The sequence below is a fragment of the Campylobacter concisus genome, assembly GCF_003048905.1.
In the GTDB taxonomy this organism is placed as follows: domain Bacteria; phylum Campylobacterota; class Campylobacteria; order Campylobacterales; family Campylobacteraceae; genus Campylobacter_A; species Campylobacter_A concisus_V.
On sequence record NZ_PIRO01000004.1, the window covers coordinates 40,327 to 54,704 of the forward strand.

At 39.3% G+C, this 14,378-nt stretch carries 12 protein-coding genes; 5 read left to right on the plus strand and 7 right to left on the minus strand.

Translation table 11 applies throughout. The annotated features are described in order from the left end of the window. Nucleotides 1-8 precede the first annotated feature (8 nt). Genes CVS95_RS08040 through CVS95_RS08055 form a run of 4 tightly spaced genes read right to left on the minus strand, consistent with a single transcriptional unit; the run spans nucleotide 9 to nucleotide 3,220 of the window. Nucleotides 9-674, minus strand: a complete 666-nt coding sequence (locus CVS95_RS08040; protein ID WP_107696231.1) for a phosphate ABC transporter ATP-binding protein — start codon at nucleotides 672-674, stop codon at nucleotides 9-11. Then, nucleotides 643-1,500: a PstA family ABC transporter permease gene (locus CVS95_RS08045; RefSeq protein WP_107696232.1), complete on the minus strand. Its 858-nt coding sequence runs from the start codon at nucleotides 1,498-1,500 to the stop codon at nucleotides 643-645. The genes CVS95_RS08040 and CVS95_RS08045 overlap by 32 nt, the downstream gene beginning before the upstream one ends. After that, nucleotides 1,487-2,344 (minus strand): phosphate ABC transporter permease subunit PstC, encoded by an 858-nt coding sequence (pstC, locus tag CVS95_RS08050; protein ID WP_107696233.1) that lies wholly within the window; start codon nucleotides 2,342-2,344, stop codon nucleotides 1,487-1,489. The genes CVS95_RS08045 and pstC overlap by 14 nt, the downstream gene beginning before the upstream one ends. 3 nt (nucleotides 2,345-2,347) lie before the next feature. Further along, nucleotides 2,348-3,220: a phosphate ABC transporter substrate-binding protein gene (locus tag CVS95_RS08055; RefSeq protein WP_107696234.1), complete on the minus strand. Its 873-nt coding sequence runs from the start codon at nucleotides 3,218-3,220 to the stop codon at nucleotides 2,348-2,350. A 315-nt stretch (nucleotides 3,221-3,535) separates the two neighbouring features. Between CVS95_RS08055 and CVS95_RS08060 the strand changes: the two genes are divergently transcribed. Together CVS95_RS08060 and CVS95_RS08065 are read left to right on the plus strand one after the other, a co-directional pair. Then, nucleotides 3,536-4,477: a TAXI family TRAP transporter solute-binding subunit gene (locus CVS95_RS08060; protein WP_107696235.1), complete on the plus strand. Its 942-nt coding sequence runs from the start codon at nucleotides 3,536-3,538 to the stop codon at nucleotides 4,475-4,477. An 86-nt stretch (nucleotides 4,478-4,563) separates the two neighbouring features. Next, on the plus strand, nucleotides 4,564-6,630 hold the full coding sequence (locus tag CVS95_RS08065; RefSeq protein ID WP_107696236.1) for a TRAP transporter permease: 2,067 nt from the start codon (nucleotides 4,564-4,566) through the stop codon (nucleotides 6,628-6,630). 139 nt (nucleotides 6,631-6,769) lie between these two features. On the opposite strand, the gene CVS95_RS08070 is transcribed toward CVS95_RS08065, so the two are convergent. The 3 genes from CVS95_RS08070 to CVS95_RS08080 all read right to left on the minus strand — a co-directional run bounded on the left by CVS95_RS08070 (nucleotide 6,770) and on the right by CVS95_RS08080 (nucleotide 9,285). Further along, entirely contained in the window at nucleotides 6,770-7,255 is a 486-nt protein-coding gene (locus CVS95_RS08070; protein WP_107696237.1) for a tetratricopeptide repeat protein, read from the minus strand. Nucleotides 7,256-7,327: 72 nt separating this feature from the next. Next, nucleotides 7,328-7,990, minus strand: a complete 663-nt coding sequence (locus tag CVS95_RS08075; RefSeq protein WP_107696238.1) for a M48 family metallopeptidase — start codon at nucleotides 7,988-7,990, stop codon at nucleotides 7,328-7,330. Then, nucleotides 7,966-9,285, minus strand: coding sequence for an MATE family efflux transporter (locus CVS95_RS08080; protein WP_107696239.1), 1,320 nt, complete (start codon nucleotides 9,283-9,285; stop codon nucleotides 7,966-7,968). Before CVS95_RS08080 ends, CVS95_RS08075 begins: the two co-directional genes overlap by 25 nt. Before the next feature lie 102 nt (nucleotides 9,286-9,387). Between CVS95_RS08080 and abc-f the strand changes: the two genes are divergently transcribed. From abc-f to CVS95_RS08095, 3 genes are read left to right on the plus strand one after another with little or no spacing between them, the layout of a single operon-like run. After that, a complete protein-coding gene (abc-f, locus tag CVS95_RS08085) occupies nucleotides 9,388-11,319 on the plus strand; it encodes a ribosomal protection-like ABC-F family protein (protein WP_107696240.1) in 1,932 nt (643 codons plus the stop codon). Between the two features lie 43 nt (nucleotides 11,320-11,362). Beyond that, nucleotides 11,363-12,880 (plus strand): DKNYY domain-containing protein, encoded by a 1,518-nt coding sequence (locus tag CVS95_RS08090; protein WP_107696241.1) that lies wholly within the window; start codon nucleotides 11,363-11,365, stop codon nucleotides 12,878-12,880. Beyond that, nucleotides 12,877-14,322: a DKNYY domain-containing protein gene (locus CVS95_RS08095; RefSeq protein ID WP_107696242.1), complete on the plus strand. Its 1,446-nt coding sequence runs from the start codon at nucleotides 12,877-12,879 to the stop codon at nucleotides 14,320-14,322. The genes CVS95_RS08090 and CVS95_RS08095 overlap by 4 nt, the downstream gene beginning before the upstream one ends. The last annotated feature ends 56 nt before the right edge of the window (nucleotides 14,323-14,378 follow it).

Below are 14,378 nucleotides of genomic sequence, written 5' to 3' on the forward strand. Positions count from 1 at the left end.
TAGCTCTTTTAAAATGTAAATTTCTTATCTACTATGCGAACTATCCTACCGCCAAGCCTTTTTGTCTGCTCTTCATTGTGCGTGGTAATGATGATGGTGTATCTTTGCGACAAGTTTTTTAAAAGCTCCTCTATGATTAGGACATTTTTCATATCAAGCGATGAGCAAGGCTCGTCAAGCATGAGCACTTCAGGCTTTGTGGTTAGCATCCTTGCGATGCAAAGTCTTTGCTTTTGACCGCCAGAAAGCTTGCTAGCTGGCATATTAAGGCCATTTATTTCGCCCAGTAAATTTACGCTTTTAAGTAGCTCTTCTACTCTTTTTTGCTTATCTTTTATACTGCCCTCATAAAATTCCATCGCATAGGTCAAATTTCTTTCTACACTAAAAGGAAAGAGCGTGGCGTCTTGAAAGAGTATGGCTAGCTTTCGTCTTAGCCAAATTTCGCTCTTATTTTTGATATTTTCGCCTTTAAATAGTATCTCTCCGCTATATCTGCCGCCCTTTTGCTCCAAAAAGCCATTTAACGCTGAAAGAAAAGTCGATTTACCACATCCTGAGCTGCCCATTAGGCATATGATCTCGTTTTCGGCGACGCTTAAATTTAGATCTTTTAAAATTTCATTGTTTTGGTAAAAGATGCTAAGATCTTTTATGTTTAAAATATCTGGCAATTTTCTCTCCTATATCAAATAAAACTACGGCTGAAAGCAGGTGCAAAATGATCAGTATAAAAATGAGCACGAGCGCCGTGGCGTAGGCATTTTGCGTTGCTACTGACTGACTTAAGAGCATGTGTAGGTGAAATGGTAGCGCCATGACTGGCGAGAGCAGGCCTTCTGCCTTTGCCATGAAGACAACCCCAGTTAAAAGTAGTGGCGCAGTTGCCCCTATGGCGTAGCTGCCAGCTAGTATTAAAATAGATATTATATTTTTTCTAATAGTTGGCAAAACTAGCTTTCTAGCCATGAAATTTTTATCAACGCCAAGCGCGAAGCTATCTCTTAACATCTTTTCATCGATCTGCGAGATCACCTTTTCTGTGCTCACTTCAACAAATGGAAAGACCATCAAAGCAAGCGTAATGCTAGCTGTTAGCAGGCTTTTAGGGATATCAAGGCTGACGATAAAAAGCCCATAAACAAACATCCCAAGCAAGATAGAAGGTATCGAGGCCATCGTTTGGATGATAAATTTAAGCCCAAATTTTATGATACGGGATGTGCAGTAAATTTGCCTGTAAATGGCGCAGCTAACGCCAAGAAGCGCTGAAAATATCATCGAGAGTGTCATCAGCAAAAATGATCCTATGATGGCGTCTCTTATGCCGCCGCTCTCACCTAAATTTAAACCTTGCGGGTTTTTGGTTAGAAAGTCTAAATTTATCTGAGAGATGCCATTTGCAAAGATGAAATAAAATATCCAAAATATCACCGCAACCACTATAAATACGCAAAGATAAGCGTAAAATTTGACTAAAAAATCCTTAAAAACATTCATTGCTTTTCTCAAATTTAAAGATAAAAATATTTAGCATAAAGATAAAAACAAGCAGGACAAATCCACTTGCAATAAGAGCGTGATAGTGCAGGCTGCCAGCCTCGCTCATACCCATTTCAAGGGCTATTAGAGACGGTATGGTTTGAGCTTTTGAGAGCAGGTGTGGAAAAAGCGGGGTGTTGCCTATGACCATCATCACGGCCATCGTCTCGCCAGCTGCTCTGGAAAATGCGAGTATAAAGCCTGAAATGCTAGCTTTTATGGATTTTCTAAAAATGACTTTTCTTATAAAATATCCCGTGCTTACGCCAAGCGCGTCTGAGTTTGTCTTGAAATTTTGCTTTAGCAGATCAACACTTTGGAGCAAGTGCGAGGTAAAAAAGGGCAGTATCATGACGCTAAGGATGAGGCTAGCTGCCAAGACTGACTCGCCAGCGGACATTTTTAGCCCTGACTCTAAAATTTTTACAACCGTGTAAAGCGCGAAAAATCCATATATGATAGATGGTATGCCAGCTAGTATTCGTATCATCCAGTCTAGCACGTGCCTAAGCCAGGCGCTCGCAAAAAAGCAGATAAAGATAGTAACTCCAAGCGAGATAAAAAATGAAAATATGCAAGCTAAAAACGCAACTGCAAAATTTGCGACTAGGACATTAAATAGTCCAAAGCTAAAAGGCTCTGTGCTAACGTCCCAGTCGCCATTTAGTAAGAAGTCAAAGAGGCTTACTTCTGCAAAAAAGCTCGTGGAATTTATCAGTAAAAACCCCACGAGTAAAAGCAAAAGCATGGCGGATAAAAGTGTGAAAGCATATACCCCGCCTTTAAAAATTTGCCCTGTCATTGGCTATTTTACTGGTATAAATCCCATTTTTTCGATAGTCTTTTGACCTTCGGCCGAATTTAGCACGTCAACAAAAATTTGCTCGCTCTTGCTTAGATTGCCACTTTTTACGATGACGAGCGGGCGAGAGATGTAGTATTTGCCATCAACTATATTTTTAACAGTTGGCTCCACACCGTCAACGTTTAGCGGTATTAGCTTGCCTTTGTTTTGGTTTGTGATACCAAAAGATGCGTAGCCAACGGCGTTTTTATTTTCGATGATCTTTGAAACAAGTGCGCCCATTGATGGTGACTGGATGACGTTTTTGCTAACTTTGACATCCTTCATGATCTTTTTTTGAAAAACCTCGTGAGCACCGCCACCAAGATCTCTTGTAACTACGACTATTTCGTCATTTGGTAGGGATTTGTCAAGGTCACTCCACTTTTTGTACTCGCCTGAGAAAATTTTGACGATCTCATCTTTGTTTAAATTTCCGCCCTTTAGCTTTATCACCTCATTTTCTGGGTTTACAGCCACGCAAAGTGCGTCTATACCAAGCGTATAGGCTTTCATATCCTTGATCTTTGCTTTTTCGCTATCTTTTATGTCGCGAGCTAGCATGCCAAAGTCAGCGACATGATCAAGCACAGCTTTCACGCCAGCACCTGAGCCACCAGCTGAGACGAAAATGGTGATGTTTTTGTTTGGCAAAGTGCTATCTACTTTGTCCCAAGTCTCGTACTTTTCGATAAAGTCGGTTGAAATTTTAGCGATGACTGGAGCTAGAGTAGATGAGCCACTAAAGCTAACTTGCGTTTTTTCATCCGCACCAGAAGCAAAATTTAAAGATAAAAGCAGCATAGAAGCGGCCAACATAAGTGATTTTTTCATAAAAACCTCCAAAATTTGATTGTTATTAACATTTGTAAAAGCTATTGGTTATGTTGTAAATTTGCAACAGTTTTTCTAAAACTTAGAACTGCGGTGGATTATACAATAAAAAATGATATTTAAATAGCCGGTTTATCAAATTTATTTTGACTGATAAAGAAATATAAATTTAATCTTAAGAAAATATTTTTTTAAGTCTTGATTGTGTAGAATGGTTGCAACTTTGCCAAAACGGCATGAAAATATCATATTAAATAAGGTAAAAAGCTAAATTTATAGAATAAAATAGCCTTAAATTTCTTGAAAGGATCTTAGATGAAGACTACTTCTTTGGCACTTGCTGGCTTGCTTTTAGCAACAACTCTTTCAGCAAAAGAATTTATCAGTATCGGTACTGGTGGCATGACAGGCACATACTATCCGATAGGTGGAGCGATTTGCCGTTTAGCAAACAAAAATACTAATGTAAAATGCTCAGTTCAATCAACTGGCGGCTCAGTTTATAACGTAAATAACGTCCTCAAAAAAGAGCTTACATTCGGCTTTGTTCAAAGCGACGTCGTCTATGATAAATTTAACGGTACTGGCAAATTTGACGGAGCAAAAGATGAAAATTTACGCTCAGTAGTTGCTATCTATCCAGAACTTCTTGCATTTGTCGTGGCAAAAGATAGTGGTCTTACAAGCGATCTTTCTTCATTTGCAGGCAAAAAATACAATGTTGGTAACCCGGGCAGTGGCAACGAAGTGAGCACACTTGAAGTCTTTAAAGCAAAAGGTTTTGACGTTTCAAAACTAGGCTACCGCGGCGTTTTAACAGTTGGCGAATGTCCACACGCACTAAAAGATAAAAAGATAGACGGTTATAGCTTTGTCGTCGGCCACCCAACCGCAAACATAACTGACGCTGCGACATCTTTGCCTATTGATATCCTAAACATCGAAGGTAGCGAGATCGACAAACTTCTTGCAGAGAAGCCATACTTTGCAAAAGGCGTCATCCCAAAAGGCTCATATGACGGTGTAGATCACGATGTAAATACTATCGGCGTAAAAGCTGTTTTGGTAACTAGTAAAGATACGAAAGATGAGGCTGTAAAAGCTGTGATAAAAGCTATTTTAGACAACTTTGATGAGTATAAAACTCTTCACCCAGCGCTAAAATCAGTTAAAAAAGAAGATCTCGTTCAAGGTCTTTCAGCTCCGCTTCACCCAGCTGCAGAGGCTGCATTTAAAGAGGCCGGTATCTTAAAATAGTCTATTTCCAGAGGCTTTTGCCTCTGGATAAAATTTAAATATACAAATTCTTTTAAATTTGTATATTTAAATTTTAAAGGAGAGAGATGAACGAAGTCAAAGACAACGAAGAACAATTTGTCGAAGTAAAAACAAGGGAGATAAATAGCAATTTTTACAACTATTTCATTGCGATCGTATGCTTTTCTTGGTCAGTTTTTCAGCTTTATATAGCTTATTTTCCGCTAAATACCAACATTTCGCGCTCAATACACTTAGCCTTTGCGGTTGGTCTTGTATTTTTGCTTTATCCAGTCACTTTTCATAAAAAGGCACATTCTAGTTTGCCATTTTACGATCTAGTCTTTTGTGTAGTAGGCGTTGTTGCTGTGCTTTATCCAGCGGTTTATTTTTATGAACTAGCTGATAGGACAGGGGACTACATCACGCAAGATATTGTCATATCGTTTTTAGCGATTATTGTCTTGCTTGAGGCTGGTAGGCGCGTGATGGGGCCAGCACTTCCAATTATTTGTATATTGTTTTTGATATATGATCACTTTGGCCCTTATATGCCAGACATCATCGCTCATCAAGGTGCCAGCTTTGAAAAGATCGCAGGCCATATGTTTTTGACGACTGAGGGCATCTTTGGTGTGCCTATCGGAGTTAGTGTTAGTTTTATCTATCTTTTTGTTCTTTTTGGCTCATTGCTTGAGAGGGCAGGTGCTGGGCAATATTTCATAAATTTAGCTTTCTCTCTTCTTGGAAAATATAGAGGCGGTCCAGCTAAGGCCTCGGTCATCGCAAGTGGTCTAACTGGCATGGTTTCAGGAAGCTCCACTGCAAATGTTGTAACCGTTGGCACATTTACCATACCACTTATGAAAAAAGCTGGTCTTTCACGCACAAAAGCTGGAGCCATCGAAGTTGCAGCTGGCGTAAATGGACAGCTCATGCCTCCGATCATGGGCGCAGCTGCCTTTATCATCGCTGAGTTTTTAGGTATGACATATACAAATGTTATGATGGCAGCGATTATCCCAGCATTTGCTTGTTATTTGTCGCTATTTTTTATCGTTCATTTAGAGAGCGTGAAGCTTGGCTTAAAAGGTATAAATCAAAGCGAGTTTCACTCAAGATTTAAAATTTTTGTAAGCGGACTTCACTATATAACTCCAATTTTGATTTTACTTTATACGCTATTAATCGCAAAAGAATCAGCCATCGCTGCAGCATTTAATGCGATTGGATTTTTATTTTTAATAATGATCTTTCAAGAGCCAGTTAAAAAACTAGCAAGTGGCGAAAAAGTTGGAATAAATGATGTGTTAATAGGCTTTGAAGATATATTTTGGGCGATGGTTGCAGCTGCAAAAAGCATGACAACGATCGCCATTGCAACTGCACTTGCAGGTATTATCGTGGGCTCTATCTCTCTAACTGGACTTGGTCAAGTGCTTTCAGATTTAGTTGAGCTACTTGCTGGTGATAATATAGTTATGATATTGCTTCTTACTGCGATGATGTCACTTATACTAGGAATGGGCCTTCCAACGACAGCAAACTACATCGTAGTTTCAAGCCTTGTGGCACCTGTTATTTTATTTTTGGCGCACAAAAATGGCTTTTTAATCCCAGCCATTGCTGTGCATCTTTTTGTCTTTTACTTTGGAATTTTAGCTGATGACACGCCACCAGTTGGTATCGCAGCTTATGCAGCAGCTGGTATCGCCAAAGCAAATCCTATAACAGTTGGTGTTCAAGGATTCTTTTATGATCTAAGAACGGCGATCTTGCCATTTGCCTTTTTCTTTAACAACAAACTTATGCTAATTGAAAGCGTAAATACAGGCGACCCGCTTGATTCAAAAGGAATAGTCTGGATGAGTAATCCGCTTGAAATTTTACTTGTCTTTGGTATGGCGATCGTGGGAATGTTTGCTTTTTCAAGCTTACTTCAAGGCTACTATGTCACAAAGCTTAGGATCTGGGAGCGTATTCTTTTGATCCCTGTTGTGCCACTAGCTCTTGTACCAAATATATGTGTGAAATTTAATCTTATACCAAACGAATACACTGCTTATATCGTAGCTGCTGTGCTTTATGGATTTGTTTTTATGACTCAATGGGGCATTAAAGACAAACCACTTGATCAAATAAAAATAATCTAATCTTAGGCAAGAGCATTCTTGCCTAAATTTCTAATATAAATTTTTTAGACTACCTTTATACTTTGAGTAATTTCTATTTAAAATAAGTGTTTTTGGATTTTTTTGTTTTAAGAAATTTTTAGGCTCGAAAGCCTAAAAATTATAGTTGTTTTGAGCGTCTTAGATCACCTGCAAATTCGCAAGACATCTTATCGCCTAATTCGCAGCCTTTTACTAAAAATTCATAAGCTTTTTTAAATTCCTTAGCTTCTATTAAGATAGAACCTACCATTTCGCAAGAATATCCATCATTCTTCTCACAAGCTTTGTTAAAAAGTTCTCTTGCTTTTTGTGGCTCAGTATTTAGATAAAGTCCACCAGCTGCCGAGCAACCTTCAACCTCACCAGCTTCGCAAGCTTTATTATAGTACTCTAAAGCCTTGTCTAGATCCGGTGTTGCTGTTTTGCCTAGCTGATAAACGGCGCCAGTTTTTACGCATGATTTCGCATCATTTTCTACACATCCTGCTTCAAATTTAGCTAAAGCTTCTTTGAAATTTGAGCTCCCATATGCCTTTAGGCCATCTTCAAAGTTACCTGCAAAAGCACAAGCAGCTAAGATTGAGATAAAAATCATTTTTTTCATTGAAATTCCCTTTTTGTGAATTAACATGTAATTTTAGCATATTAATTTTTACACTTACTTGATGAAAATAAATTACGCTCTTAAAATTTGCTCTTGTTTTTTATAATCAGGCATGATTTTTTCTATAAAATCGTAAAAACTTTTTTGATGATGCGGATAGAGCATGTGTGTTAGTTCGTGAAGAACGACGTAGCGCACGGCTGAGAGCGGCTTTTCTATGAGTCTTAGGCTTAGGTTTATGTAGCCTTTTTTGTGATTACAGCTACCCCAGCGAGTCTTGCTATTTCGTATGACTATACGCTTGATTGGCTTATTTATAAAAGGCTGAAAATGGCTTATAAGCTCTAAAAATAGCTCTTTTGCTCTTACTTTTTTAAAACGCTCAAGGCTTTTTAAATTTGGCGTAAAGACAAACTCGCCATCAAAAAATGGCTCTTTAAAATTTTCATCAAATTTTATCTTATAAATTTGTCCAAGAAATTTTATCTCATCATCTTTTGGTAAATTTGCAAGAGCTTTTTTGTAAGTATTTTCAAGCCAAATTCTGTGCATCTCAAGAAAGCTAAGAGCCATCTTTTGTGTGCTGTAAAATGGCACAGATAGCGTGATCTTAGCGTCCTTGCCAACTCTTAGACGCATAGCCTTTACATTTGTTTTAAAATTTATTAAAACGCTTAGCCCATAAAAGTCTAAATTTATGCTCTTTTGCTTTAAACTAGGCGTTTTTCTTGCCATTTTTTACTTCTCCAGCGCCACGTATTTGCAAGGCCTCTTAGCCATTCATCAGCACAAAACCCTATCCAAACGCCGATAATTCCCCAACCAAGATAGATACCTAAAAAATATCCAAGTGGCAGTGAAAGCCCCCACATGAAGATAAGGCCAGTCGCAAGAGGAAATTTTGCATCACCGCTTGCACGAAGGGCATTTACGATGACTATATTAAAGGTTCTGCCCGCTTCAAGAAATATCGAAAGTGTAAAAAGTGGTAGCATGATCGCACGTAAATTTTCATTTAAATTTAGTGCGTCCATGATTTGATGCTTTAGCGCATAAGCTATAAGCACGACTACTAGCGTTATAAAAACTCCAAGTCTTAGCGCCCTAAATGTCCTTGTATATGCCTCATTAAACTCGCTTGCTCCAACTAAATGTCCTACAATGACCTCGTTGGCCACGCTAATGCTCGCTCCACAAAGTAAGATAAGAAGCGTGATCTGAAAGTAAATGGTCTGCACGCTAAGGCTAGCTTCACCCATACTTGCCACAAAGCCAAAAGCGACCATGTATTGCGCCATCCAGAGTAAATTTTCGCCTGCACTTGGAAGGCCGATTGAGAGAATTTTCTTTAAAATTTCAAATGGCACGACAAGTAGCTTTTTAAAGTAAATTTTAACTTTTGCCTTTTGACTTAGCATATAAGCTAGCACAAAAATGCCTACCAGTCTGCCAACAAGTGTCGAGATAGCTACACCTTGCAGACCTAAATTTGGCAGATCAAACCAGCCAAAAAGGGAGATAGCGTTGCCTAAAATCGTAATTACGTTCATTAAAACTGAAGTTAGCATAACAGCAGTTGCTAGATTATAAACACGAAGCACCGCAGCTAGCACCATACCGATGCCATCAAAAAGCAGTGCAAAGCCAAGGATATGAAGATATGAGAAGCTATCATTTATAAGCTCTTTTGGCACATTTAGTAAGTTTAAGATGTTATAGCCAAAGACGTAGATGACGATAGCTGAGAAGATACCAAAGAGCGTATTTGACGTGATACTTGCGTGTATGACGTTTGAAGCAAGATCGTTCTTTTTAGCTCCCAGTGCTTGAGCTACGACGACTGAACAGCCAATACTTAGGAAGTTAAAAATGGTCATAAAAAGATCCATTACTTGATTGCCAGCACCCATTGCACCAACTAGATGCACACTCACTTTTGCCACCATGTAGGTGTTGATGATGAGCGTAATGAAGTGTAAAAACATATCTAAAAATATCGGAACTACGAGTTTTCTCATAGATAAGTTCATTAAATTTTCCTTAATTATTTCAAAATTTTGGCGATTATAGCCAAAATTAGGTTTTAGCTCCCTTTTGATATAATCGCAAGAAATTTAAAAAATGAGAGAAAAATGGCATTAATTGACCTGATAGACGTAAGTAAAAAATTTGGCGCAAATGAGATTTTAAACGCTGTAAATTTTAGTGTAAATGAAAATGAAAAAATAGCGATCATCGGTAAAAACGGCAGTGGCAAGAGCACGCTTATGAAGATCATCTCTGGCGAGGTGGCAGTAGATAGTGGTAGACGCATAGTGCAAAACTTAATAAGCGTCGAGATGCTGGCACAAACTCCAAATTTTAACGCCACTTTTACCGTAAGGCAGGCACTAAATAACGAGCTAAAAGAGATATTTGACGCGATAAGCGAATATGAAAAGAGCGGCGTTTTGCTAGCAAATGATCCTGAAAACAAAGAAATTTTAAAAGAGCAAGAGAGGCTTTTAAAATTTATAGAGGCAAAGGACGGCTGGAATATCGAGCACAAGATTGAGAGAATTTTGCAAGAATTTAAGCTAAAAGAGTATGAAAATAGACCCATTTGCTCGCTAAGTGGCGGCGAGATCAGACGCGTAGCACTAGGTGCTCTCATCCTTAAAAAGCCAGATGTGCTGCTACTTGATGAGCCGACAAACCACCTTGATGTTTACATGGTCAAATTTCTTGAAGATATGCTAAAGGGCTCAAATCAAAGCATAGTTTTTATAAGCCACGATAGGTATTTTATCGATGCGCTGGCAACCAGGTGCGTTGAGGTCGAGGATGCGGGCTTAAAAAATTTCGAAGGCGGATATGCAAACTATCTAACCAAAAAAGAGGAAATTTTAGCAAGCCTTGCAAAGTCGCATGAGACGCTACTAAAACAGCTAAAGGCTGAAGAGGAGTGGCTAAGAAGAGGCGTGAAAGCTAGGCTAAAGCGAAACGAGGGTAGAAAAGAGCGGGTGCTTGCTATGCGCGAGGAGGCTAAGAAAAACCCAGGCGTGATAAGGCGTGTGAGGCTTGAGCTGGAGCGTGCGAGTAAAAATTTCAACCAAACGCAGAGTCAAAACCGCAAAAAAATGCTCTTTGAGTTTAAAAATTTAAGCAAAAGCATAGATGGTAAGGTGCTTTTTGAAAAATTTGATGCAAGAGTTTTGCAAGGCGAGAGGATCGCCATAGTCGGGCGAAATGGTAGCGGCAAAAGCACGCTACTTAAAATTTTGCTAGGACTTGAAAAACCAAGTAGTGGTGAGATAAAAAGAGGCGAGGTGAGCATCGGCTACTTTGATCAAGCTAGAAATGTCCTTGATGATGATAAAAGCCTAATAGAGACGTTTTGCCCAAATGGTGGCGATCACGTGCTAGTTCGTGGACGAAATATGCATGTTTATGGCTATCTTAAAAATTTCCTCTTTCCAAAGGAATTTTTGGATAAAAAGATAGGCGTTTTAAGTGGTGGCGAGAAAAACCGCGTCGCACTTGCACTTCTTTTTACTAAAACTTACGATGTGCTAGTACTTGATGAGCCGACAAATGACCTTGATATCGCAACTATCAACATATTAGAAGACTACTTGCAAAGCTTTGAGGGAGCGATCTTGCTAGTTAGCCACGATAGATATTTTGTCGATAAGATGGCAAATAAGCTCTGGGCATTTGAGGGCACAAAGATAAATGTCTTGCATGAAGAGTATAGCGTCTATTTGGAGCTTGAAGATGAGCTAAAAGAGCTTGATAAATTTGAAAAAGAGCTTGTAAATAACCAAAACGAAGCTAAACAAAAGAGCAAAACCGGCATAAAGCTAAGCTACAAACAAATGCAAATTTTAAATACATATCCAGATAAAATTTCGGCCCTTGAAGCAAAAATTTCTGAGCTAAATGAAGGTTTAAGCGATCCAAAAATTTATCAAGAAGTAGGCCTAGCTAAGCTTTATGAAGAGCTTGAAAAGGCAAAAGTCCAGCTTGAAAGCCTAGAAAATGAGTACTTTGAAGTGCTTGAGATCGCCGAGGCACTGGAGTAGGGAAGATAAAGTATCGCAAGATGAAGTCATTTGCAGGTTTAAAATGATAAAAAAATACCCAATAATTGTCATAGTGCTACTTTTTGCTTTTATCTTGCTTGGTATTTATATATTTATGTTTATTTCCGCTGGCTATATAGATGAAGATAGAGAAAAATTTAAAGATATAAGAGGCAGTGTGTTTTATACCACCGAAGATGACAAGGTCTATGCCATGGTACCAAGCGGCGGTAAATTTGAGCTAATAGGCGTGAGGGCCAGTAAATTTAGATACATTGACACCGGCAAATACGACAACAGAAACGTTGGCGCTAGCGATGAGGCTGTATATTGCGGTAACCTCGTGATGAGTGAGCTTGATCCAAATGGCGTTAGAGCGCTTGGCAATGGCTATTTTGGTGACGGCAAGATTACATATTTTTGCGATAGCGTAAGCGAGACAAACCTCGAAATTTCCGCACTTAGAGAGTTTTGGGACATCTTCTCGCACAAAATGTTTAACACACCAAAAGCGCAAACTCATATCTATAAATTTAGGCAGGTTGATAACGCAAATTTAGCAGCGATCTTGGGCTTTGGCTACGCAAGCGACGGAGTAAAAGTCTATCATGAGGGCAAAGAGCTAGAGGGCGCAAATGCCAGCAAAATGCGTTATATCGAGCAGATATCTGGCAGAAAGAGCGTGCATTTTACGACTGATGGGGAAAATGTCTATTATGACAGCTCAAAGCTAGGGATCAAATTTAGCCCACAAATGCGTGATATCGGCGAGATATGGCGCATTCACTATCTTTATGAGCCAAATTCTGGCATGGTCTATGCAAATGATCATGAATTTGACCCAAAATTTGCCCCATACGAGCCACTTTTTAACCTAAAGGATGAGCACTCCTATCATGCGCTCTTTCGTGGTAAAGGCGGTATATATCACTGGGAGCGAAAGTGGCAGTGGTATAACAGCATAGATGAAGGCGAGTTTGTAAGGGACGGAGATGATCCATTTAAAGGCGAGATAACGCCGCTATATGGCGACGTGGTGATAAGTGATGGCAAGACATATTTTTTAAAAACCTATGAAATTTGGCACAACACAAAAAATAACCACAGCCTAAGCTCGCGCCACACGTCTATCGTAAGGCTTGATACAAAAGAGCAGTGGCGAAAGATAGGCCTTGTAAGAAACGATGGCTACGGAGCAGTCTATGCAAACGGCGATAAGACATATTATTTTGATAACGTCGGCTACGGATGGCATTTTAACAGCAGCGTTTATGATATAAACGACCTTGGCGTGGTTGAAATCCTCACTCGTCCTTATGACTCAAATGTTGAGAATTTAAAACTTGATGAGATAGTAAAAATGGTAGATCAAGGCGCCATGGTGCCAGCTGAGGGCGAGGTGGTGATCGATGCGATAAGCGACTTTGATGAGTATTCGCAAAAATATGCCTACTGGATATTTTTAGCTATTGCGTTTATAGTCTCGGTGGTTGGCGCTATTTTTAAAAACAAAAAGCAAAAAAGCGAGCTTAAAAAAAGGATAGATGACTATAGATCATGAGAAAAATTACTATTAGATTTGTTTATTTTTTAGTTATCTTGACGCTATTTTTTGTTTTGGCGATGCTTTATCTATGGCATGAGGGCGAGTATCAAAGAAGCTTTGCAAACATTGATAATAGCGAGTTTTACCGCTCACCTGAGGGTAAAATTTACGTTCAAATTTCAGGTAGTGGCAAGTATGAGCTAAAAGGCGTCGATGAGGCTAGTTTTAGGGTCTTAAAGCTAAAACACGCATACGACTACTCAAATGTGGGAGCTGATAAAAACAGTGTCTATTGCGCTAGAGAAATTTTGCCAGGTCTTGATCCAAAAAGCACAAAAGTGCTTGGCAATGGTTATATAAGTGATGGCAAGATAAGCTATTATTGCAGCTCTAGAAGTGAGAAAGAGGCGGGATTTAGCGAATTTGGCGCCATTATGAAAAACCTTGCTCACACCTTTATAAAAAGCTACGATGATAGCCCTTATTTTTACAGGACAAAAAGGGTTGAAAGCACAAATTTAGAGCCTGTCTTTGACGCTGGCTTTGCAAGAGACGGCGCCACGCTTTACTACAAGGGCGAAAAGCTTGACGCAGATCCTAGCGAGCTAAGATACATCACGACAGAAAGCGGCGCTGCTAGCGGATATTACACAGATGGCAAAAGCCTTTTTTTGGGCAAGCATAAGCTTGATACTAGCTACACAGATGAGGTGCGCCAGATATGTTACGACCCTAAGCATGACATAGAATATCTTTTTGAACCAAAAAGTGGGGCGGCGTTTGCAAATGAGCGTAAATTTAGCGCTCAGCAGATGCCTTATAGTGCCATTTATAGCGTGGATAACGTGCACTCTTTTTGGCCTCTTTTTGCCAGCAAAGATGGAATTTACTTTTGGGATAGCATGAAAAACGAACAAGCTAAAATTTCAGACTACCAGCTAAAAGGCGAACTAAAAAGGCTCTATGCTGACGTTTTTGTAGATGATGGCTCGGCATATTTCTTGCAGCAAGGCGAAGAGTGGCAACGCTCAAAGCACGGCAGGCACTTAGTGACACAAACTGTCTCTTTATATAAATTTGCCCCAAGTAGCTCTTGGCGTGAGATAGGGCTGGTAAAAGATGGCGAGTATGGTGCGGTGTATGCAAACGGCGATAAGCTCTATTTTTTTAGCAAGATAAAGCCATTTTATGGCATAAAACATAGCGTTTATGAGGTGGCAGATCTTAGCGTCATAGAAATTTTAACAAGGCCGTCTAAAGCGCTTAGCGCAAAAGATATCAGCGAGATAATAAAACGTGGTGAACTAGTGGAGACAAGTGGCGAAGAGGTCGCAAGGTCGAGGATAGAGTATGACTCGCCAAAGATCATCTTGTATATCACATTTGGCATCGCTTTTGTCGTCATAGTGTTAATAACTCTTGCAAAACCAAAAAGAGATAAAAGAGACTTGAGATAAATTTCAAAGTGGCTATTTTTGGTGGTTAAAGCTTAAAATTTCATAAAAAATTTAAA

What these genes read in the sequence shown, in the direction of transcription:
- CVS95_RS08090 (WP_107696241.1), top strand. Translation starts at nt 11,363, where the DNA reads ATGATAAAAAAATACCCAATAATTGTCATAGTGCTACTTTTTGCTTTT.
- abc-f (WP_107696240.1), top strand. Translation starts at nt 9,388, where the DNA reads ATGGCATTAATTGACCTGATAGACGTAAGTAAAAAATTTGGCGCAAAT.
- CVS95_RS08055 (WP_107696234.1), bottom strand. Translation starts at nt 3,220, where the DNA reads ATGAAAAAATCACTTATGTTGGCCGCTTCTATGCTGCTTTTATCTTTA.
- CVS95_RS08070 (WP_107696237.1), bottom strand. Translation starts at nt 7,255, where the DNA reads ATGAAAAAAATGATTTTTATCTCAATCTTAGCTGCTTGTGCTTTTGCA.
- CVS95_RS08045 (WP_107696232.1), bottom strand. Translation starts at nt 1,500, where the DNA reads ATGAATGTTTTTAAGGATTTTTTAGTCAAATTTTACGCTTATCTTTGC.
- pstC (WP_107696233.1), bottom strand. Translation starts at nt 2,344, where the DNA reads ATGACAGGGCAAATTTTTAAAGGCGGGGTATATGCTTTCACACTTTTA.
- CVS95_RS08075 (WP_107696238.1), bottom strand. Translation starts at nt 7,990, where the DNA reads ATGGCAAGAAAAACGCCTAGTTTAAAGCAAAAGAGCATAAATTTAGAC.
- CVS95_RS08095 (WP_107696242.1), top strand. Translation starts at nt 12,877, where the DNA reads ATGAGAAAAATTACTATTAGATTTGTTTATTTTTTAGTTATCTTGACG.
- CVS95_RS08080 (WP_107696239.1), bottom strand. Translation starts at nt 9,285, where the DNA reads ATGAACTTATCTATGAGAAAACTCGTAGTTCCGATATTTTTAGATATG.
- CVS95_RS08065 (WP_107696236.1), top strand. Translation starts at nt 4,564, where the DNA reads ATGAACGAAGTCAAAGACAACGAAGAACAATTTGTCGAAGTAAAAACA.
- CVS95_RS08060 (WP_107696235.1), top strand. Translation starts at nt 3,536, where the DNA reads ATGAAGACTACTTCTTTGGCACTTGCTGGCTTGCTTTTAGCAACAACT.